General features: G+C 56.7%; 22 protein-coding genes. 12 read left to right on the top strand and 10 right to left on the bottom strand.

The features are described 5' to 3' along the window. Positions 1-33: 33 nt before the first annotated feature. The 6 genes from EIK79_RS13440 to EIK79_RS13415 all read left to right on the top strand — a co-directional run bounded on the left by EIK79_RS13440 (position 34) and on the right by EIK79_RS13415 (position 3,745). On the top strand, positions 34-204 hold the full coding sequence (locus tag EIK79_RS13440) for a DUF5786 family protein (RefSeq protein WP_124955625.1): 171 nt from the start codon (positions 34-36) through the stop codon (positions 202-204). Next, a complete protein-coding gene (locus tag EIK79_RS13435; RefSeq protein WP_124955624.1) occupies positions 201-752 on the top strand; it encodes an endonuclease dU in 552 nt (183 codons plus the stop codon). The genes EIK79_RS13440 and EIK79_RS13435 overlap by 4 nt, the downstream gene beginning before the upstream one ends. 49 nt (positions 753-801) lie before the next feature. Then, positions 802-1,395 (top strand): uracil-DNA glycosylase, encoded by a 594-nt coding sequence (locus EIK79_RS13430; RefSeq protein WP_124955623.1) that lies wholly within the window; start codon positions 802-804, stop codon positions 1,393-1,395. A 39-nt stretch (positions 1,396-1,434) separates the two neighbouring features. Continuing rightward, a complete protein-coding gene (hisH, locus tag EIK79_RS13425; protein WP_124955622.1) occupies positions 1,435-2,073 on the top strand; it encodes an imidazole glycerol phosphate synthase subunit HisH in 639 nt (212 codons plus the stop codon). 124 nt (positions 2,074-2,197) lie between these two features. Further along, positions 2,198-2,572 carry a hypothetical protein gene (locus tag EIK79_RS13420; protein ID WP_124955621.1) on the top strand — a complete coding sequence of 125 codons (375 nt, stop codon included), beginning with the start codon at positions 2,198-2,200 and terminating at the stop codon, positions 2,570-2,572. 57 nt (positions 2,573-2,629) lie between these two features. Further along, a complete protein-coding gene (locus tag EIK79_RS13415; RefSeq protein ID WP_233738162.1) occupies positions 2,630-3,745 on the top strand; it encodes a mechanosensitive ion channel family protein in 1,116 nt (371 codons plus the stop codon). 13 nt (positions 3,746-3,758) lie between these two features. On the opposite strand, the gene EIK79_RS13410 is transcribed toward EIK79_RS13415, so the two are convergent. Further along, positions 3,759-5,090 (bottom strand): O-antigen ligase family protein, encoded by a 1,332-nt coding sequence (locus EIK79_RS13410; RefSeq protein ID WP_185715639.1) that lies wholly within the window; start codon positions 5,088-5,090, stop codon positions 3,759-3,761. Between the two features lie 1,232 nt (positions 5,091-6,322). Between EIK79_RS13410 and EIK79_RS13405 the strand changes: the two genes are divergently transcribed. After that, positions 6,323-7,432: a sugar transferase gene (locus EIK79_RS13405; RefSeq protein WP_368276863.1), complete on the top strand. Its 1,110-nt coding sequence runs from the start codon at positions 6,323-6,325 to the stop codon at positions 7,430-7,432. A gap of 83 nt (positions 7,433-7,515) precedes the next feature. On the opposite strand, the gene EIK79_RS13400 is transcribed toward EIK79_RS13405, so the two are convergent. The 5 genes from EIK79_RS13400 to EIK79_RS13380 all read right to left on the bottom strand — a co-directional run bounded on the left by EIK79_RS13400 (position 7,516) and on the right by EIK79_RS13380 (position 12,701). Further along, a complete protein-coding gene (locus EIK79_RS13400; protein ID WP_124955618.1) occupies positions 7,516-8,400 on the bottom strand; it encodes a DMT family transporter in 885 nt (294 codons plus the stop codon). Further along, complete coding sequence (locus tag EIK79_RS13395; RefSeq protein ID WP_124955617.1) at positions 8,400-8,876, bottom strand: SRPBCC family protein; 477 nt, start codon at positions 8,874-8,876, stop codon at positions 8,400-8,402. The genes EIK79_RS13400 and EIK79_RS13395 overlap by 1 nt, the downstream gene beginning before the upstream one ends. 137 nt (positions 8,877-9,013) lie before the next feature. Beyond that, positions 9,014-9,442 (bottom strand): HTH-type transcriptional regulator LrpA1, encoded by a 429-nt coding sequence (gene lrpA1 / locus EIK79_RS13390; RefSeq protein WP_124955616.1) that lies wholly within the window; start codon positions 9,440-9,442, stop codon positions 9,014-9,016. 400 nt (positions 9,443-9,842) lie between these two features. Next, positions 9,843-10,775, bottom strand: a complete 933-nt coding sequence (locus tag EIK79_RS13385) for a thiamine pyrophosphate-dependent enzyme (RefSeq protein ID WP_124955615.1) — start codon at positions 10,773-10,775, stop codon at positions 9,843-9,845. Between the two features lie 3 nt (positions 10,776-10,778). Continuing rightward, positions 10,779-12,701, bottom strand: coding sequence for a 2-oxoacid:acceptor oxidoreductase subunit alpha (locus EIK79_RS13380; protein ID WP_124955614.1), 1,923 nt, complete (start codon positions 12,699-12,701; stop codon positions 10,779-10,781). 240 nt (positions 12,702-12,941) lie between these two features. Here EIK79_RS13380 and EIK79_RS13375 point away from each other — a divergent pair, with 240 nt between their 5' ends. Next, the gene (locus EIK79_RS13375) at positions 12,942-13,661 is read left to right on the top strand and encodes a DICT sensory domain-containing protein (protein WP_124955613.1); all 720 of its coding nucleotides are present in this window, start codon (positions 12,942-12,944) and stop codon (positions 13,659-13,661) included. 18 nt (positions 13,662-13,679) lie between these two features. Here the strand turns inward: EIK79_RS13375 and EIK79_RS13370 are convergent, their stop codons facing one another. Then, positions 13,680-14,075 carry a hypothetical protein gene (locus EIK79_RS13370; protein ID WP_221621758.1) on the bottom strand — a complete coding sequence of 132 codons (396 nt, stop codon included), beginning with the start codon at positions 14,073-14,075 and terminating at the stop codon, positions 13,680-13,682. Between the two features lie 49 nt (positions 14,076-14,124). Here EIK79_RS13370 and EIK79_RS13365 point away from each other — a divergent pair, with 49 nt between their 5' ends. From EIK79_RS13365 to EIK79_RS13355, 3 genes are read left to right on the top strand one after another with little or no spacing between them, the layout of a single operon-like run. After that, entirely contained in the window at positions 14,125-15,237 is a 1,113-nt protein-coding gene (locus tag EIK79_RS13365; RefSeq protein WP_124955611.1) for a tRNA (guanine(26)-N(2))-dimethyltransferase, read from the top strand. A gap of 42 nt (positions 15,238-15,279) precedes the next feature. Further along, positions 15,280-16,146, top strand: a complete 867-nt coding sequence (locus EIK79_RS13360) for a YihY/virulence factor BrkB family protein (RefSeq protein ID WP_185715638.1) — start codon at positions 15,280-15,282, stop codon at positions 16,144-16,146. Between the two features lie 24 nt (positions 16,147-16,170). Then, positions 16,171-16,557 carry a hypothetical protein gene (locus EIK79_RS13355; RefSeq protein ID WP_124955609.1) on the top strand — a complete coding sequence of 129 codons (387 nt, stop codon included), beginning with the start codon at positions 16,171-16,173 and terminating at the stop codon, positions 16,555-16,557. Positions 16,558-16,581: 24 nt separating this feature from the next. On the opposite strand, the gene glnA is transcribed toward EIK79_RS13355, so the two are convergent. Continuing rightward, a complete protein-coding gene (gene glnA, locus EIK79_RS13350; protein WP_124955608.1) occupies positions 16,582-17,952 on the bottom strand; it encodes a type I glutamate--ammonia ligase in 1,371 nt (456 codons plus the stop codon). A 128-nt stretch (positions 17,953-18,080) separates the two neighbouring features. Here glnA and lrp point away from each other — a divergent pair, with 128 nt between their 5' ends. Beyond that, complete coding sequence (gene lrp, locus EIK79_RS13345; protein WP_124955607.1) at positions 18,081-18,539, top strand: HTH-type transcriptional regulator Lrp; 459 nt, start codon at positions 18,081-18,083, stop codon at positions 18,537-18,539. A gap of 336 nt (positions 18,540-18,875) precedes the next feature. On the opposite strand, the gene thsA is transcribed toward lrp, so the two are convergent. Continuing rightward, positions 18,876-20,555 carry a thermosome subunit alpha gene (gene thsA / locus EIK79_RS13340; protein WP_124955606.1) on the bottom strand — a complete coding sequence of 560 codons (1,680 nt, stop codon included), beginning with the start codon at positions 20,553-20,555 and terminating at the stop codon, positions 18,876-18,878. A 139-nt stretch (positions 20,556-20,694) separates the two neighbouring features. Beyond that, complete coding sequence (locus EIK79_RS13335) at positions 20,695-21,525, bottom strand: rhodanese-like domain-containing protein (protein ID WP_124955605.1); 831 nt, start codon at positions 21,523-21,525, stop codon at positions 20,695-20,697. Positions 21,526-21,551 lie beyond the last annotated feature (26 nt).

Here is a 21,551-nt window from a genome sequence, read left to right as displayed (position 1 = left end):
GCTTTTCAACGGCTGTTCCCTAGAAAAGCGTGTATGGGCTTTGGGAGTTACGATGAATCCGAACAGGAGAATCGTGAGATCGACACCGATTTTGACGAAGATGAAACCGTTACGTCAGGGGACTCCCACGAGGGAAGCGTCTCGTTCGAGTTCGACACTTCCAATGACGAGCTGTTAGATCGGTTGCAAGAGATGAAAGAGTGAAGGCAGGAACGCGAGCGCTCGGTGTCGCTGATTCGTACACTCACGGGGCCACCAAAAGCACAATCGTGGGTGCTGTCGTGCGCGCTGATCGTGTGTTCGATGGGATGGTGTGCGGACACATCACCGTGGGGGGAACCGACAGCACTGCGCGTATCACTGAGCTTTGGCAGCGGATCGATCGACCCGACGTGCAGTACGTGTTTCTCGCAGGGATTGCCCCGGCGTGGTACAACGTCATTGACCTCCCAGAGATTGCTGTTGCCGTCGATCGTCCGGTGATTTCTGTTTCGTTCGAGGAAAGCGATGGATTAGCGCCCGCACTCCGAGACGCGTTCGAGGGTCGAGCACTCGCTGAGCGGCTTAGCCGATACGAACGCCAACCGTCCCGTCAGAGAATCAGTGTGAACGGTGAGCAGTTGTTCGTTCGCGCTGTCGGACTCACCACTGCGGAATCCAAGCGAGTCGTTCGGGCGTTCACTCCTGAAGGCGGCCGTCCAGAGCCGCTTCGTGTGGCCCACACCGCAGCCGCTGCGGTTGATACGCTGTGAACATGGACGAGAACACAACCTTGTAGTCACGGTCGGACGGGATTCGAGTATGGAACAGCGCACCGACGGAATCGACGTACTCGCCTGCGAGCAGTGTCCCGAACTGTGTGAGTCTCGATCGCGGATCGTCAATGGGACTGGCACCACAAGCGGATCGATACTGTTCGTCGGAGAGGGACCGGGGGCGAACGAGGACGAACGAGGCGAGCCGTTCGTCGGACGATCAGGCGACGTCCTCGATGCGGCGCTGCGTGACCGCGGGTTCACACGGCGCGATGTCCGCATCACCAACTGCGTCCGCTGTCGGCCACCGGATAACCGCGATCCGACCGCGAACGAACTCGAAAACTGCCGCGTGCATTTACACCGGGAGATCGAACAGATCGATCCTGAACTGATTGTCACACTCGGGAAGGTACCGAGTCAGCACCTTCTTGAGCGCGATGTCGCGGTGACCAACGAAGCCGGGTCGGTCGTTGAACACCGGATCGCTGGGTCCTCACGACGCGTCGTGATCTGCGTTCATCCCGCTGCGACGCTGTACGATTCGAGCCAACAGGACGCCTTCGAAGGCGCGTTAGACGAAGCGATCTCGATCGTGGGTCACAGCGCGGGCGGACAGTCCCGGCTCAGTGAGTACTGAGACGGTAAAGGACTTACTCGCGCCTGCCAAAGTAACGCCATGAACCAGGCGGACATCGTCGTTGTCGATTACGGACTCGGAAACCTTCGGAGTGTAACACAAGCACTCCAACGGGTGGGGGCAAACGTCGAAGTGAGTGACGATCCGACCGCCCTCACGCGCGCCGATGGGATCGTGTTGCCCGGTGTGGGTGCGTTCAGTGAGGGAATGGAAAACGCCAAGCCATTCCGAGAAACCCTGACCGAAACCGTTGACGATGACATCCCGCTGTTCGGCATCTGTCTCGGGATGCAGATGCTACTCAGCGCGAGTGAAGAATCCGAACAGGTCGGAGAGGGCGATGTGAACGGTCTCGATCTGATCCCCGGAAAAAACGTCCGATTTGAACGAGAACAAACGGTTCCCCATATGGGGTGGAACGAACTAACCGTTGAGCGCGACCACCCGATCGTCGCGGGCGTCGACGGCCAGTACGCGTACTTTGTTCACTCTTACTACGCCGCGCCCGAGGACGAACACGCCGCTGTGGCAAGCACTGACTACGGCCGCGCGTTTCCGAGCGTCGTTGCAACGGACGACGGCACCGTCTTTGGAACGCAGTTCCATCCCGAAAAGAGCGGCGCGACCGGACTCCGAATCCTCCAGAACTTCGTGGACCTCTGCGACATCTCGGCGTGAAGTCGTCCGACGAGCACTGTCCACGAGCGACAACGACCGGAGCAACGACATTACACGACACGCCGACCACACGTTTTATAGTGCAAAGCAAAGAGTGAATACAATTCGAAAAAATATGTAGGATATGCCACCGAGGCCAGTAACGGAATGGCCTGATCGGCCAGTGACACGATCCGAGATCCAGACCGATCTCGATCCGATCGACGCGATCGATCACCTCCCGCTCGACGAGACCGTCGTCGGCATTTGGGGAGTGACACAGGGACAGATCCAACGGGGATCGATCCCGGAGGAGGTTTCCGATACCGCGATCGTCGATTTCGTGTTGGAAACCCCGACGGAGTACCGGATGTACAGCTACGTTCAACACGACAGAACAACCCAGTGGGTTACGTACGAAGCTGAAGAGAAACGGACAGAAGGTGGCGATAAATTCGAATCGATACTTCAGGAGTACACGCTTCTCGCGGGTAACAGCGATATCGATCGAGTGGAGTGAGCGACCGGACAGTCGTCGTTCGCAACGCTTTTTCATTCACCTGAGATGCCCCAGGATATGGGGATCGGGGAGCGGATGCGACGACAATCACAGGTCGAGAACATCACGACCACAACTACCAACACCACAGCTACTGCGACACCGGAGTCGTCTTCCACGTCGACCCCGGTGAACACGTCAGTCAGAGAGCAAGCAGTCGAGCAATCTCGGGAAGCCATAGATGAGTTGTTCAATCTCTTCAATCAGTGGCTCCCAACCGACGTAGCACGGTTGCTCGTCACAGCGCTTGTCATTGCCATCGCGTGGTACATCGCAAAGTACGTTGCTCGGTCAGTGGAGCCGCACGTGTCCAGCCAGTTCGAACGACCGAGCGTCACGCGAATGATACTCAGAGCCATCCGGGCGGTGATTCTCGGGATCGGGATCCTGTTTGCCATCACCAACCTGTACAGCATCAGTGGGAATATCGTCGTTCTTCCGCTCACCGTCTTCTCAGCGATAGCTGGTGTCGTGCTCGCGCCGATCGTCCAGAGCTTTATCTCCGGACTGTTCATTCTCGCTGATCAACCCTACGAGATCGGGGATATGATCGAACTCGTCAATACGGAGCAACGCGGCTTCGTTCAGGATATCACGATCCGATACACCAAGGTCGCCACTCTCGATAACACGACCCTCGTGATCCCGAACAGTTCGATGCGTGAGCGGGATGTCGTCAACTACACCGCAGAGGACGCCCGCACGCGGTTGGCACTCGATATCGGCGTTACCTACGAAAGCGATGTCGACACCGCCCGAACGCTCATCGAGGACGCGGCTACCGATGTATCGGGAATCGTTTCCGGTGGGCCAGCGATTCGGATTTCGAGCGCGCGCTATCCAGCCGCTCCCACGTGCTATATCACTGAATTCGGGGCCCACAGCGTAGAGTTGCAGCTGCGCTACTGGATCGCCAAGCCATCCAAACAGTACAGGATTCGTTCCCGTGTGCTAAACGAGATCTTGAATCGACTTGCGGAGAGTGACGTGGAACTGGCTTATCCACACTCACACGTCGTTTTCGATGAGACGAGCGGGGTGCTGGACATCGATGTGACGCGAGAAGACCGACGGCAACACCGACCAGTCGACAGCAATTCGCATCGGCAACCACGGCCAAACACCAACGATTGAGCGGTCGGCCGTGCTATCGTTCCCACTCGGGTCGACTCCACGCGCTGGTTCCAGCACCGCGGGAATTCCGTCGACGCCTTTCCCGTTCGTCGATTTCGGCCACGTCGACCCACGCTCCGTTCATGATGAGATAACCAGCCGAAAGCGACGCGAGCACTGCGGGAAGCGTATGGTGGAAGATCGTGTACGCTTCGAAAATCTGGTGGGTTGCGAAACCGAACGCGAGAACGAGTGCGGGCACGTCAACCCGAGCCGATTGGAACACACCCCTGAACAGGCTCCCAACGACGATGAAAACATACGCAGAGAACCCGATGACGCCAGTCCGGATCAGGATCGAGAGATAGGAGTTGTGGGGACTATAGCCGCTCGCAGATCCTGAAACGTACGGCGCGATGGTGTCACCGACGGCGACCAGTCCGCGACCGAACAACAATGGTCCATCAAAGGCAGCTGCGATCGATCCGGCCCAGAGTTCGAACCGTCCCGTGGAACTGATACCGAGCACCGGCATGAGCAGTATGAACAGGAATACGGAACCGATCAGACCGACCACGGCAAACGGAAGCGCACGCCGACCGAATATTAGGTAAACGCTGTACAGCGCGAGGGCCGTCCCGACCGCGAAATAGCTCGCTCGGCTGTTAGTGAGATACGTTCCGAACGCGTTTACCACGAACAACGCTCCGGCGACGAACGACAAGCCGAGTGATACGACGAATGGGAACGTGGAGACGGTGGCTGATCCACCATCCGTGTGCACCTGCTGCTGTTGGTCGTTCTGCTTGCGTCGGGGGAATGCACGAGTGACGAGTAAAACTGATGCGATGGTTCCAGCAAACCCGACCACTCCGAGTGTGTTCGGATTAGGGAACACCGACGTGAGTATATACACTTCGCTATCCACAAACATCGGCGTAAACGTCCTGTCCCATGGGGCAACAGGAAGTCCGAAAAACGAGAATGCCCCGCTGTAAGAGAGAAATCCGAGCAGCATGAGAGCGGCTGAAAAGAAACTCACCGTCCACAAAAACGCATTACGGGGCACGTATCGAGGGATGACAAACAGGTTCAGTCCCGTCATGAACCCAGCGATGATGAAAAACGCCGCAGTGCCGGACGTAGCCGGATCTACGATCGGCATGACGTAGAACAGATGGACCGAGAACAGCACGACGAACGCCAGTAAAAAGATTCCTGCTCGCTGTAAGTATCGTTGCTGTCGCGGACTCACGAAAATGAAAAAGAAAAACAACGACGTGATGAGCGTCAACTTCGCCGCTCTTCCCGGCTGTGGGAACCCTGGTCCCATCCGCCGAAACACCACCCCGAGGAGGACTAGCATACTCAGGATATACGTGAACAACAAGATCACGAATCGACCATCGGCACCATACACTTCGGCTCCATAGACGGTGAATCCGACCCCCCCCAGCAATAGACCGAGTGCGAGAAGATGATATTTTGTGACTAGCGGATTGCTGGCGTCGGTTAATATTAGACATGAAACAATCACTGCGAAAAACCCAGTCGACAGGTATCGGACTAGTCTACTCATCAGCTACTCTCTTGTAGCAGCAAGGTAAAAATCTGATTATACACTCTCCAGTTATATACAATAAAAAAGACAGTAACTCCTGGTCACATCCGAGATATTTCGATCGACCTCAATTCGGCTGGTGGCTGTCTCCAGTAGGAAGCGATCCCGAGGGAATCTTTGCTCACTGGTTATATCCGTAATATAGATGTAAAAGAAAACAGTATGAACGCTGAAATATACCTTCGCTATTATGTAGGAATAAGAATATTAATTATTGAACTTCAAGAATGATGCTTAGCCAACCCATGTATAACTCCTATTTTATTTCATGTCAATAAAAGCCAATTACATGAAATCAGATTCTGATACGAATCGAATACTGATATCTGTCAAAACGCCACGTTTAACTAGTTCGTAGTCGTGGTGAATGTACCTGTTCTAACCAAATGTTATATGTCTTTCATAACATAGAGGGTAGTAAAATAATTGGAAGGATCGAGATCCCAGCCATTTAATACTACGTCTAAACGATTGCTCTACGAGACCTTCGGAAGAACATGGAGTATCGAAATATGTACATAGGAGCGACTGTAGCAAGCGACACTGTGATGGCACTGATACGGGCAAAGAACACCATCGAAGTGGATATCAATCAGACGTAGGAAACAGATAATAGTATGTCGAGTCAACGTAGTAGTGGTGTGACGTCCGGCTGGCGATACCGGGTGGCGAGTGTGACCGGCACGGCATTGATCACTGCGACTGTGGTCCCTGTTACTAGCCATCCAACAGTTGAGAACCTCGCGAAATCATTGCCGGTTGTTTCACACCTCCCGAAACCTGTACACACACACGGTGGTCTCACTATCATCACGGCGACAGCAGTTCTCGTCGTGTTGCTGTCGCTTATTCCGCTGTACAAACCCCGCCCCCGTCGTATTATCGACGTAATTTCCGAAACACAACGTCGGCTCTTGCTCGCGGCGTTTGCGCTCGCCACCATCGGATATTTCGATTACACTTACCGCCTTCCCCGGATGATGCTCGTGTTGATGACCCTTGGGCTGCTTGTTCTTCTTCCCGCGTGGCACGTTCTCATACGGAATCAAAAACGAGGAGCAACTGAAAGCGTTATTATTATTGGAGATGACCTCGAGAAGATTTCGGCAATAAACAACAATTCAGAGATAGATTTTATTGGGTATGTATCGTTGAATATCCGCAGTCAAGATGGGCACAAAAATCCCGAAACCACTTCCGAATCAACTCCAGTAGCGACGTTCACCGACGGAGGAACTACATCCCTTGTTCCTCAACCAGAGATAGATAACCTGGATTATCTCGGTGGACTATCACGCCTTCACGAAACATTGCTGTCCTACGATCCAGACACTGCCGTACTTGCGTTCAGCCAGACAGACCGTGAGGAATTTTTCGGAGTTCTTAACACGTGTTACAATCACGGGGTCACGACGAAAGCTCACCGTGAACTTGGAGATAACATACTGACATGCGACACGTCAAAATATGAAGACCTAGTTGATATTAATCTCGAGCCGTGGGATTGGCAAGATCGAATGATAAAGCGTGTATTTGATATGTCGTTTGCAGCCACAGGCTTACTCGTGTTCTCACCGCTAATGATCGCGATCGCAATAGCGATCAAAGTTGACAGTCCTGGTCCAATATTTTACGTTCAAGAACGGACATCAGCTTTCGGCGGGACGTTTTCCGTGTATAAGTTCCGGACGATGATCCCAGAGACGGAGGATCCAACCCCTATTGATGATGAAGAGAACGATCGAATCACACGAGTTGGTCGTATCCTCCGAGACACGCACGTCGATGAAATCCCACAGTTGTGGGCCATCTTCACTGGGAAGATGAGCGTCGTCGGACCACGAGCCGCATGGACAGACGAAGAAAAAGAACTCCAAAAACGGGTTGGTGACTGGCAGAAACGATGGTTCGTTAAACCAGGACTAACGGGATTAGCACAGATTAACGAGGCATCGAGTACGAACCCAAAACAAAAGCTCGGATACGATGTCGAATACATTAGACGACAGTCGTTCCCGCTCGATATGCAGATCATCGTCAAACAAGTGTATAAAGTAATCAACGATGCACTCGATTATTCTGCCTAATCTTTACTTTCTACCTCTCGACGAACTACTTGTCAGTCGGTGCTAATGACGTGAGTTAGACGTGTTTCTCAGGCATTCGACATTCAGCGGTGAGACGTGACGACGATCCCACTGAGCACAACGGTCCCACCAACAACGGTAGCGACGCCGGGGAACTCTCCGAGTAGTACGAGCGCGAGCACCGTGCTTCCAACCGGTTCACCGAGGAGCGAGACGCTGACAACGCTCGATTCGACGTGTGCGAGCGCCCAGTTGATGACCGTGTGTCCCAAGATTCCGGGACCGATAGCCATGCCGAGAAAGAGGAGCCACTCCCGCGGCGGATAGGAAATGAGCGGTAGCTGTTCGATGCGAAGCAGTACGAGCAGAACGACTGCACAAACGGCGTAGACGATCGTCACGTAGGGGAGCAACGCGATGCGCTCCCCGTGTCTGAGCGCTCGACCGACCAACACGTATCCGGCAGCCATCACTGCACCGACAACAGCGAGCGCGTTCCCATAAACTGATAATGCCGTCGGTCCGCCACCCCCACCACCACCGACCGACATCACGACCATCCCTGCGAGCGCGATCAGGATTCCGACTGTGGTTCGTGTCGAGACGTGCTCCTCAAGCAACAGAGCAGCTCCGATAACGACGAACAGGGGTTGGGACTGAACAAGCGTGACACTCGCCGCTACACTCGTCCATTCGAGGCTCTCGAACCACGTCGCAAAATGCAGCGCAAGTGCGAATCCCGCGATTCCAGCACCGAGTGCGTCACGGACAGTGAGACGGCTGAACGCTGTTCGGTAGCGCAAGAGAGCGACCGGTGCGAGTAGAACCGTCGTGAACAGAACACGATAAAACGCCTTGATGAGACTCGGTGCGTTACTCCAACGGATGAGGATTGCACTCGTGCTCACTGCCCCCACAGCGATGAGGAGTCCGAGCGCAGGCGGGACAGATGGCGAATCTCGTGCCATCACTCCAAGATCTCTTTCGTCTGCCGATGACGGTAGCGAAACACCGGTTCGAACCCGAGCGCACCGAACCGACTGAGTGGACCGAACGTTGCGGGGAGTTCGTACTCGATCCGATCTCGGAGCAGGGTTTCCGGTCCATCGGCGTAGAACGCGTGTGTGTGTCGCCAGTGAGGGAACGGACCGTCCTGCATCTCGTCAACGAACACCCTCGCTCCCGGCTCTTCAGTGCGTTCGACGATGACAGAGGTCCACGCGTGTCGTGGACCAACGCCGAACGGTCTGACGGACGCTTCGACGCGCGTTCCGGGTACGAGTTGATCCCGATCCGCTGGCCGTCCGTCGGCGTCGACAACGCGCTCAATGCGAAGATTCGCAACCCCCGGTGTGAGCGCCACGAGTCCATCGATCGAGGAGTGAAACTCCCACACGGAATCGAGCGATGCCCGAACATGGGTATGACGGGTGAACACCGGCATGAATAATACTACCGTCCGAAGAACTGTACCCGTGTCGGCGAACCGCTCTCTTCGGGGAAGACAGAGCGAGCTGGTCCCACGGAAAACCGAGTTCGTCCGCTGGTGGCAGCGGATCGATACAGATCCCCAATCACGCATTACTTCAGCCGTTCTTGGAGAAACGAGGGATGGGCTGCCGTGATGCCATCGATGGATTCGATCTGATCGCTGATGATGTCACCGACTGCGTGGCCGTCCACAGCGTGGATCTCGGCCATCAACATGTGATCACCCGAAGAGGTGTACAACGCCTCGATCGCGTCGTGTTCTTCGAGCGCCCGCGTGGCTTCGACATACTGCTCGCTCTCGACATCGATTCCGACCAGCGCAATCGACCGACCGGAGAGTTTCTTCGGATCGACATCAGCAGAGTAGCCGACAATGATCCCCTCAGTCTCCAACTTATCGATATACTTACGTACTGTCGGTTTCGAGACGCCGGCCCGTTCTGCGATCTCGGCGTAGGAGGCTTGAGCATCGTCCTCTAAGGCCGAAAGGATCCTATTCTCGGTCGTGTCCGTACTCATGGATCATTATTTTGCATCCGAGAAAAAATACCTTCCGAATCAGAAAATGGTAGAAGTGTATTCTCACTGATTAGAGAGTGGCGTTTTCTATTCACAAATTATATTAATAATACATTGAATGAATCCATATGGGAGCTATCAATAGCTTTCTCAAACAGTTCTGCAACGTATCCGTGCAAAAGTTGCTCAGTGGGAGGCGTCGACGAGTGGCGAACTCTCAGGCCCGGCGTATGGCGTCACGTTCATCGTGATCAGCGCTTTAGTGTGGGGGGGGGTTCAGGCTGTATCAGCGGTCATCCGGCGAGGAACACGCAGTACAGACAGCGTCAGTCTGGCGGCGTTACGAACGATGGAGAGATAGTGCCGCGTCGGGGTCCGAGTGAGACGATTCGGTCGCTTTTCACCGGTGTCGGTGCATGAGATCAGCCGACCGTTCCCATTCGTAGCTATCGTCGAAGTAGCGTTCTGCGAGGGGTTGTTCGGGCATCTCTCCGGTGTGTCGTTTCTCCTGACCGTAGGAAGGACGATCGTCCTGGTAGAATCGACCCGTGAGCACCTCGCCCTCTGAGAGTCGAGATTCGGCCTCATACATCATCTCGCCGGCTTCTTGACGATCGGTTACCTCAAAGGAGAATTCCTCGTCTTCCTGCACGTCGGTGTACGGCACGTACTGTTTCGCGTCCTTGTTCCACGTCGGACACTGCGTGAGGAAATCGATGTGGGCGAATCCGTCGTGTTCGATGGCTTCGACAAGGATCTCTTTAGCCTGGTTGGGGTTGACGGCAGCGGTCCGAGCGATGTACGATGAACCTGCAGAGAGAGACATCGACAGCGGCCGAACCGGATCTTTCGCACTGCCGTGTGGCTGGGTTTTGGATTTGTGACCTTTCGGACTCGTCGGTGAAGTCTGGCCTTTGGTCAGCCCGAAGATCTCGTTGTTGAACACGATGTACACCATATCGTGGTTCTCGCGGGCGGTGTGCATGAAGTGGTTCCCACCGATGCCGTAGCCGTCACCATCTCCGCCAGCAGCGACGACTTCGAGGTTCGGATTGGCGAGTTTCGACGCCCGCGCGATCGGAAGCGAGCGGCCGTGGATGGAGTGGTAGCCATAGCTGTCGAAATACGACGAGAGCTTGCCCGAGCAGCCGATACCTGTCACGAGCAACACCTCGTCCGGATTCTTGCCGACTTCGGTCATAGCGCCTTTCAGCGCCTTCAAAACGCCGAAGTCGCCACAGCCGGGACACCACGTCGCCTGTGGCTCGATGTCGGGGGTGAACTCGTTCTGGTCGACGTCCCGTTTCGTCTCGATTGCACTGAATGCACTCATTGGTTAGTCACCTGCTGCGGGAACGAACGTGGTCGAGTGACCGGGGGCGTCCCCATCCCCGCTGATGCTCGATTCGAACCCGTCAACGATCTCCTCCGGTTCGAAGGGGTTGCCGTTGTACTTCAACAGGCTCGTCATCATGTCGCCGTAGCCGCCCAGTTCCTTCTGGGTGAGACCCCGGAACTGCGCGGAGGCGTTCATCTCGACGACCATACACTGCTCAACCGAGTCAAGAAACGCTTTAACGTCCTTAGTCGGGTACGGAAGCAACTCGCTAACACCGAGTGCTTTCACAGAGTGACCGTTCTCGGAGAGCCGTTTCGTGGCCTCCTCGACGGTGCCCTGCTGGCTACCAAACGTCACGATACCGTACTGGCACTCCGCACCATCGGGGGCGTACAGCGTCTGGCTGCTCTGGTCGTCAGCGTCGAGTTCTGCGCGAATGGATTCTAACTTCTCCATCCGGCGGTCCATCTGATTGACCCGGTTGTCCGGATCCTCGCTGATGTGTCCCTGTGGGGTGTGCTCGTTGCCGGTCACGAGGAACCGACCGTCTTCCTGTCCGGGGACTGAACGGGGACTGACGCCGTTTTCGACATCGTGTTGGTACCGGTTGAACTTCCCAGAGTGGTGGTGGGGTGCCTCTGCGATCTCCTCTTCCGTGAGCACTGAGCCGAGCGACGGGTTCGGCTCGCGGTCGAAAAACGCCTCATCAACGTTGACCAACTCACCCGAGAGCTTCTGGTCGTACAGCACGATCGCGGGGAGCTGGTATTCATAGGCGAGCTGGAACGCTCGCCGGGTCTGCTCGTAGGCTTCCTGTGCGTTCCCCGGCGCAAAGACGACACGGTTCGAATCGCCCTGACTCGTGTATAGAACGTGTTCGAGGTCGCCCTGTTCGGGCTTGGTCGGCATGCCTGTCGATGGTCCGGCTCGCATTGCTTCGACGAGCACGATCGGCGTTTCGGCCATCTCTGCCAGTCCGAGCGGCTCGGACATGAGCGCGAATCCCCCGCCAGAGGAACCGGACATGGCTTTGACGCCCGCGTGGGAAGCTCCGATCGCCAGCGACGCAGCGGCGATCTCGTCTTCGACCTGCTCAGCGATCCCGCCGAACTCCGGCAGGTTCTGGGACATGATCGTGAACACGTCGGTCCACGGCGTCATCGGATAGCCGGAGATGAACCGACAGCCTTCATCGATCGCTCCGTACGCGATTGCCGTGCTTCCCGAGACAAGCACCTGTTCGTGGTCCTCGGCTAACCCCTGTTTTTGGCCGTCCTCGACCGCCGGGATCTGGAGGTCGTGGGTGAACTCCCGGTCTTCGACCTCGTTTTTTGCGATCTCAAGGATTTCGAGATTCTGCTCCAACACTTCGCCGCTCATGCGCTCTTCCATCAACTCTTCGACCGGATCGAGTTCCATACCGAGGAGCGCGGCGGTCGCACCGACGCCGGCAGTGTTTCGCATCACTTCACGGCCGTGTTCCCGTGCAAGCCCGCGGAGATCGAGCGGGTAGACGTGCCAGCCGTTCTCTTCGGCTTGCTCATCGAGATCCGCAACATCTGTCTCATCGAGTAACCCTTCGTCGTAAACGATCACACCGCCCTCGCGTAGGTCATCGAGATTTTCAGTGAGCGGTTTGACTTCCTCGTTGCCGTAGTAGGCGTCTTCTTGTGGATTGCGCGCAAAACTGTCCCCAAGCGCCAAGAGGAAGTTATACCCATCACCGCGTGATTTGACCTCGTGGGACGCTGCTCGAACCTCTACGTACGTGTGACCGCCACGGATCCGTGAGGGGTAATGCCGGTGTGTGAATATATTCAGACCGGATCGCATCAGTGCCTTGGCGAAATTTTGGCTGGTCGAGTCGATCCCGTCGCCAGACCCACCAGCGATCCGCCAGAGTAGCTCATCATTTGTCATTGCAAATCACGGCCAAACAGGCCTGTACTCCCAGCAAGGAACCCTGCAGACTAAAGGGTTTACCATGTGTTAGCATACATCGATTATGATGAATAAGGTTCTATCATGAGCATAAGGAAGGGCAGTGATTATCAAGAATACCAATAGATCACAGCGTTGTAAAGACCACGTTTGAGTCCGGACCGGTCACCATATTGGAGACACCGTACTATATGGCAGAGCAAACAGGATGTATTGAGAATGACGCTTACAGAGCTGATCGCAGGGGTCGAGGCGCATCGGAAGACGCTCACAGTGTTCAACGCCACCGAATCGGAGATCACTGCGCTTCGAGATCACTTTTCCGATCGGAACATCGATGTTCAGGGGGAACAGACACCGGCTGGACCACAGCGGTACGTCGTTCTCAGCAAGGGAGACGACTTCGTCACGGCGACGAGCATCGATTCAGTGCTCGGAACGGACGGGACAGCCTCACAGCCGGCTTCGTACCGACCGATCCTCGATCATCTCGATGAAACGACGTTTACGTCGTACGACATGGATCAGATGGGTGCTGCCTCTCACGAGATCGAAGACCGCGCGTGGCGCATCGGTTCGGGAACGGTGTACGCCGGGTTCGGAACGGTTTCAGCGCTTGAATTCCGGATCGATGCGTACGAGCGCCTCGCGGACAAAAAACCCTTATCGGTTCATTTGTACGCGTTTCCCGACAGCGAAATTCCGACCCACGATGACGTTACCGTGCATCTCGAACGCTCCGAGGAAATTCGCACGACGTGGTTCGTCGCGTACGATGGGGACGGAGCCGACACGAACAAGTGTGCGTTGTTAGCCGAAGAACGGGAACCGGACACCTTCTACGGTTTCTGGACGTACGATCCGGACACGGTCAATTGGATCATCGACCACGTCGTCACGAACTACACGATTACTGATCACACGTCTGGTTCCCAATGAAAACTACGTCCGAGTCGGTTACAGAAACTCTCGGACTTCCGAGTACCACATATCGTGATGGTCGACGGCGTCGATCCGGTGTGCGATTTCGACAGCAAGCGTGTGCCAACACTGCTGTGTCGGATCGTCGCGGTCGAGGTTGTACACGCTGTCCTCACAGGGACACTCGCCGTCTTCGACCACGTACTCCTCGGTGTGGCCGACGACAACGGTGAAATCGCGGTATTCCTTGACACGCGCTTCAGCGACGGCTTCAATGGCGCGCTCCCCCCGCGAGCCGTGGACAGTGATGATACGATCGACAACCGGGGCAGTGAGTTCGCCTGCTTGAGCGAGAGAGTCCTGCCACTCTTCCACGGAGATCACACCTACACGGTTGTCCGGCCGGAACCAAAACCGATTCGATGCACTCATACAACGTTCGATCGGTGTCGTTTTTCGCGTTCGAGCATGTGAGGCGTGTATGGAAGTTTCGGAGGGACTCGTCACCGTCGATGTGCCCGAACAACCGGAGTCGGGTATCGGGGACGACGTGTTTTTCAACCCCGACCAAGAGTTGAATCGGGACATCACCGCTGCCGTACTTCGTGTCTGGGACGACCGCACGGGAGACAGAACAGGAACGTATCTCGACGCGACGGCCGCAAGCGGTATTCGAGGTGTTCGCGGAGCGGCGGCGGGTTGGGAAGCGACGTGTTGTGACCACGATGAGCGCGCGGTCGAGTACTGTCGCGCCAACTTCGCGCGGAACGACCGCTCGGGGACTGCCGTCCACCGGGACGCCAACGCGTACATGCACGAAGAACGGTTCGACGTCGTGGACCTCGACCCGTTCGGGACGCCGATCCCCTTCGCTGACAGTGCGTTTCGGTCGGCACGATCCCTACTGTGTGTCACGGCGACCGACACCGCGCCGCTGTGTGGTGCGCACTTCGAAAGCGGTGTTCGGTCGTACAGCGCCGTGCCACGCAATACGGATTTTCACGCCGAAATGGGACTCCGGATCCTTCTCTCCGCGCTCGCGCGCACTGGTGCGCGCTATGATATCGGTGTCACGCCCGTGTTGAGTCACGTCACCCGTCACTACGTTCGGACGTATCTGGCACTCGATCACCGGGCGACGGACGCCAACGCCGCTATCGATACGTTGGGCTACGTCGATCACTGCGAGGATTGTTTGTATCGCACGACGACGCAGGGACTGATCGCTGATCCGCCCGCCGTGTGCCCGAACTGTGCGAGCGACCGTATCAACACGGCTGGACCGCTGTGGCTCGGTCCGACACACGACGCGGACTTTGTGACTAAAGTGAGCGAGCGACTGCCCGAAACGTTCAACACCGCCACGCGGGCACAGCGACTGCTCGATACGGTCGGCGCAGAAATCGACACGCCGACGCATTACGACCAACACCGGCTTTCCAAACAGTGGGGTGTTTCTGCGATCGGCATGGACGAATTCCTCGATCGGCTCAGACATGCTGGCTTCGACGCTTCACGCGCCCAATACGGCGGGACGACGTTCAAAACCGATGCGAACGTCGCAGAGATCGAACGCGCCACCGTTCAGTCCTGACCTGCCCGAGATATATGTGGGCTCCCTGTGAACTGCTACCGTGTGAACAGAGACGTCGCCGCAGCAGTTGCCACTACCCGGTCGATTCTTGACGGAATCAGATCGAAACAGATCACGTTCCTCGGGGCCAGCCTCGCCTACTACGCGTTCGTCTCGCTCATCCCCCTGCTTTTGCTTACGATTGCGATCGGGACAACGCTCGGTGGGGCAACGTTCGCCAACACCGTTTCCGACCCCGTGACGGCTGCTATCGGTGGCGAAGCCGGCACGGTCGTCCGTGACGCGCTCGAACGTCGGTCAGGGAGTAGCGGCGCAACAGTCGTCAGCCTGCTCGTTCTTTTGTGGAGTGGGTTGAAGCTGTTTCGAGGGATCGATATCGCGTTTTCGACCGTCTACAGCGGCGCTTCGTCACCGGGATTCGTCGGTCAACTCCGAAACGCGTTACTCACCCTGCTTGCAGTCGGGATCGGGATCACACTGACGGTCGTCATCGGAACGATACTGGCAGTGTTCGACGTTGTGACCGTTATCAGCGGCTATCTCGTCGTCGCGATCGGAACGATCGTTCAGGTGAGCGGGCTGATCCTCTCACTGTTGCCGATCTATTACATCCTTCCGGGGGTGTCCGTTTCAGTTCGAGAAGTGGTGCCTGGAGCCGTGTTTACAGCCATCGGCTGGACCGTGCTCCAGACCGTGTTTCGAACGTACACGGAATACGCGACCTCCTACGCTGCCTATGGGGTACTCGGGGGGGGCCTATTGCTCGTAACGTTTCTCTATTTCGGCGGCCTTATCCTCCTCGTCGGCGTGGTGATAAACGCCACACTCGCCGGACGCCTCGATACCGCGACGGACGAAACGGACAACGGAGACGATCACGGCGGGACAAAGACGGAACCGACAACTTAGGTGCTGCCGATTCACCACCATACTATGCCAGACGAGACAAGCGAGCCGGACGACGATCTCAGATCTGAGGTGCGGGATCTCCGGTCGAAACTCAATGAATTCGAAGCACAGGTCGATGAGCGTACTCTCCACCGCGATGAGATCGAATCCGATCTCAAACGGTACGTTCGGAAACGCGCCCGTCGCGGTAAAGCCCGAGGATGGGGACCGTATCTCGTGCTCCTTTATGGAACGGTGATGACGCTCGGCGCGTTCTACTTTCTCAGGGGAGGGTGGGCAATCCTCGCAATGATCGTGCTCTGGCTCTCGACGCTCGGTCTCTATGTGTTTATGATCGTGGTCGGGGTTGGTCTCAACCTGCTCGGCGTTCCCGGTCGACTACGAGACCGCATCAGTTCGTTCCGGTCGTAGTGCGACCGATCGAACCGACGTCGGTTAGAAGATTTCGAGGTACTGATCGATTTCCCACTCCGAAACCGAGGCACGGTACTCAGCGAATTCGGCGCGTTTGGCCTCAATGAACTTCTCAGCGACGTGCTCACCGAGTGCATCGAGGACGACCGCATCGTTTTCGAGTGCGTCAATGGCCGCACCGAGATTGGGCGGCAGGGTGTCGATGCCGTACTCCTCACGGGTCGATTCGTCGAACTCGTAGATGTTCTCCCGGACGGGATTTGGCGCTTCGAGTTCCCGTTCGATCCCATCGAGACCGGCTTGCAGCATGACTGCCAGCGCGAGATACGGGTTGCACGAGGGATCCGGTGAGCGGAGTTCGATCCGCGAGGCGGCCGGTGTTCGTGCAGCAGGTTTGCGAACCAACGCAGAGCGGTTCACGTCGCTCCACGCGACGTACACTGGCGCTTCATACCCCGGTACCAGTCGTTTGTAGGAGTTCACGGTGGGGTTACACACCGCGGTGATGGCAGGGGCGTGTTCGAGAATCCCAGCGAGGAACTGTTTGGCTTCCCGAGAGAGATCGAATTCGTCGCTACCGTCGTAGAAGGCATTTTCACCGTCTTCTGTGAACAGCGAGAGGTGGGTGTGCATCCCGCTGCCGTTGATGCCCGCGATCGGTTTCGGCATGAACGTCCCGTGAAGCCCGTGCTCGGCGGCGATCGCACGCACGACGGCCCGGAAGGTAGCGATGTTATCAGCGGTCGTGATGGCGTCGGCGTATTTGAAGCTGATCTCGTGTTGTCCTTCTGCGACTTCGTGGTGGCTGGCTTCGACTTCGAAACCCATCTGGTCGAGTCCGTAGATGATGTCCCGACGGACATCGCTCGCCAAATCCTTCGGTGCGAGATCGAAATAGCCCCCAGCGTCGTGGGTAACCGTCGTTGCCTGCCCGTTTTCCTCCTCAAAGAGGAAAAATTCCGGCTCCGGTCCGGCGTTGAGCGTATACCCCATGTCGCCGGCTTTCCCTAACGCGCGCTTGAGCACGTGGCGGGGATCACCAGCGAAGCTGCCACCGGATGTCTCCATCACGTCAGCGATCAACCGAGCGCTGGCAGTACCGTCATCACGGGTTCGCCACGGCAACAACGCGAACGTGCTCGGATCTGGCTTGAGGCGCATGTCGCTCTCCTGTATCCGGACGAACCCCTCGATCGAGGACCCATCGAAGTAAATGCCCTCAGAAAACGCTTTTTCGGCCTGACTCGCCGGAATGGAGACGTTCTTGACGGTTCCGAGAATATCCGTAAACTGGATCCGAAGGAAATCCACGTCGTTTTCTTCGATCGAATCTAGAACGTTCTGTGCCTCGACGCTGAGACCCCCATCAGGGGCAATATTTTCGTTTCCCATTGTTCTTTGACGTCCTATTCAACCACCCGAATAGTTAAAATCGTATTGGTTCCCGCAATCGCGTTATGCAGGGACAGATAACTGGATATTCGTAAAATTATAGTGCTTCCGTCGAGTGTGGTGATGTAATGACGTATGAAAACTTGGACGAGAAGTTGGTGAACGCGCTCCTTAACGACGGCCGGTCGAGTCTTCGGAACCTCGCAGAGGATCTCGATGTTTCGGTCACGACCGTTTCGAACCACCTGAGCGATCTGGACGAACAGGGAGTGATCAAAGGATACACACCGAAAGTCGATTACGGCGAGTTAGGGTATGACGTGACAGCAGTCATCCAGCTCAAGGTCGAAGGCACGGCCATCACTGATGTCGCCGCTACGCTCCGGGACGCCAAACAGATGGTGTCGGTGTATGAGGTGACCGGTGACCACGACGTGATCGCCATCGCTAAATTCAAAGACACCGACGGGATGAACGACGAGATCAAGGAACTTCTGAACGATGTCAACGTCAAAGAGACCAACACGAGCGTCGTGTTGAACACGGTGTGTGAACACGAACAGTTCCCCTTGGACGTTACGGAGTGATCACGCGACGCGGTGTACGGTTTCACGGTGGAAATCACCGCCAAGCGATCAGAGAGTAGACTGATCAGTCGTGGTGTTACAGAAACTCGCTGTTGGCTAAAAGCGATACACCATCGCGCTCAGTATGAAACGGAACGAAAAATACGCTCAGCGACAGAACCGACGCGACTGATCCGATGGGCAGGGAAGGGACGGACACGACACTGAAAGAAAGTCTGATGACACGTCGCTCTGGGTCACTGCGTGACGATTTCGAATTCGGTACGGCAACGCGTTGAAAAAAATCGCGTGTAGGAACTGATTGGACTGATTGCGGTTAGGCGATCGTGGGGACGCTTACATCGCGCCGCCCATGCCGCCCATGCCGCCCATGCCGCCCATGCCACCCATGCCGCCGGGGGCACCGCCGGGACCGCCAGGTCCTTCATCCTCGTCGTCGTCGCTGCCGCCGCCTTTGAGATCGCCAGCAGCGATCACGTCGTCAATGCGGAGGATCATGACGGCCGCTTCCGTCGCACTCTCAACGGCCTGCGTTTTCACGCGCAGCGGTTCGACGACGCCGTCGGTTTCCATGTCGACGACATCGCCAGTGTAGGCGTCGAGACCAGCGCTTGTCTCGCCGCCGTCGTGGCGACTGCGGAGATCGACGAGCGAGTCGATCGGGTCCAGCCCTGCGTTTTCAGCGAGCGTACGGGGGATGACATCGATGGCGTCCGCGAACGCCTCGACAGCGAGCTGTTCGCGCCCGCCGACGCTGTCGGCGTAGTCACGAAGCTGCAAGGCGAGTTCAGTTTCGGGAGCACCGCCACCGGGCAGCACCGTGCCATCACTGAGCGTGACGCGAACGACACCAAGGGAGTCCTCGATAGCGCGCTCGACCTCATCAACCACGTGCTCGGTCCCACCGCGCAGGATGAGCGTGACCGATCGGGCCTCTTCGACATCCTCGACGAAGATGCGGTTGTCGCCGCCGATGTCTTTCTCTGCGACCGATCCCGCAAAGCCGAGGTCGTCCTCGGTGATGTCGTCGATGCTCGAAACGATCCGGCCGCCCGTCGCGCGGGCGAGTCGCTTCATGTCGGACTTCTTCGCACGACGGACTGCGATGATGCCCTCCTGAGCGAGGTAGTGCTGGGCCATGTCGTCGATGCCTTTCTGGCAGAACACCACGTCGGCACCCACATCGGCGAGCTGATCGACCATCTCCTGAAGCTGGGCCTCCTCCTGGTCAAGGAACTGCTGGAGTTGGTCGGGATCGGTGACGTTGACTTCCGCGTCGATCTCCGTTTCCTGAACCTCGATCGCGGTGTCGATGAGCGCGACATCGGCGTCCTCCGTGAAGTACGGCATGTTGTCGTGGACGCGCTCCTTGTCGATGATGACGCCCTCGACGAGTTCGGACTCGTCGATCGAGCCGCCAACGACCTTTTCGAGTTTCACGTTGTCCGTGTCGATGCCGTCGTCGTCACTGACTGAACTGACGGCGTCGACGACCAACTCAGCGAGCTGATCGCGGGCGGACTCTGCGCCCTTGCCGGTCATCGCCGTGGCGGCGATCTGTTCGAGTTCCTCGGTGTCCTCTTCGCCGACATCGATGGCCATCTCATCGAGGATCTCCTTGGCTTTCGCGGCGGCCTGACGGTATCCCTGAGCCAGGATCGTCGCGTGAATGTCCTGTTCGAGCAGATCCTCGGCCTTGGCGAGCAGTTCGCCAGCCATCACAACTGCCGTCGTCGTGCCGTCGCCAACCTCGTCCTCCTGGGTCTGGGCGACTTCCACGATCATATTCGCGGCAGGGTGCTCGATGTCCATCTCATCCAGGATGGTGACGCCGTCGTTCGTGACAACGACGTTGCCCGTCGAATCGACGAGCATCTTGTCCATCCCTTTCGGTCCGAGTGTCGTACGTACCGACTCGGCAACCGCCGTCCCGGCGGTGACGTTCATCGACTGTGCGTCACGGCCCGAGGTTCGCTGACTTTCCTCGGACAGAACGATGAGAGGCTGGTTGCCCATCTGTTGTGCCATAATCGGACGATGATTGAATGTGCTTCTACATAAAAGTACCGAATCGCACACAGCGAGCGTTTCACGTACCCGCATCATGGGGGATGCTACTAACTGACAACGTGTATTTTATATGTTGCGTTCAGTGTTACTGATCGTTCTGAGACAGCGTTCCGGAGGGGGTAATAGTGGTGCTAGTCAGTTTTCCGAGCGATTCCTCGATCGTGTATCCAGGTGTTTTGATCTCGATCATCGAATCAGCAGTAACGTCATAAAAGGGTAGATTGAGGACGTACTGACCGTTTTTCTTGATCCCTGTCGCTTCCTGTTGTTCGGATTGGCGGTGGAATGCCCACGCCGTCTCTCCCGCGAACTTCGGTGCGGTTGTGCCGGTGATCGTTTGTCGATTCGGTTGTTTATCGACGTTCGATCCGGCGATGGGATGGCCTTTGGCTATCCAATCGTCGAACCCTTTATCAAGGGCGTACACTCGCTCATAGCCTTGGTTGATGAGATTTGCAGCACGGAGTGACGACATGTGATGGGGACACCGACAGTACGTTACGATCCGATCCGATTTCGGCCAGTTCTCGACGGGATCGCTGTTCGCCTGCCCGTTTGGGGCTGGACTCCGCACAGCACCGCTGATGTGAGATTCCTCATATCCACCGTTGCGGGCGTCCACAAACCGGGCTTCCCGGTTGCGATACCACCTATACGCGACATCGGTCGGCACAAGCGGCACGGACACTCCCCGAGTCGGGCGTGTTTTAAACGAATCCTCATTCACTGGGGTCGTGGACGAACTCTCGTTCCCCATCGCGCTCATGGTCTCGTTGGTCTGTGTCGCGGACTGCGGTGCATAGCCTTCGGCACCGCTCTCTCCATCGTCGGAGGCCAAACAGCCGCTGATACCGACCGCCACCGATGTCCCCGCCAACTGAATGAGGCGACGACGAGTAAACGCTCGACCGTTCATCCTGGGTTTGCTTGCGCGTGAGACGG

Source organism: Halocatena pleomorpha (genome assembly GCF_003862495.1).
GTDB lineage: Archaea > Halobacteriota > Halobacteria > Halobacteriales > Haloarculaceae > Halocatena > Halocatena pleomorpha.
This window is presented reverse-complemented; position numbering and strand designations above follow the sequence as displayed.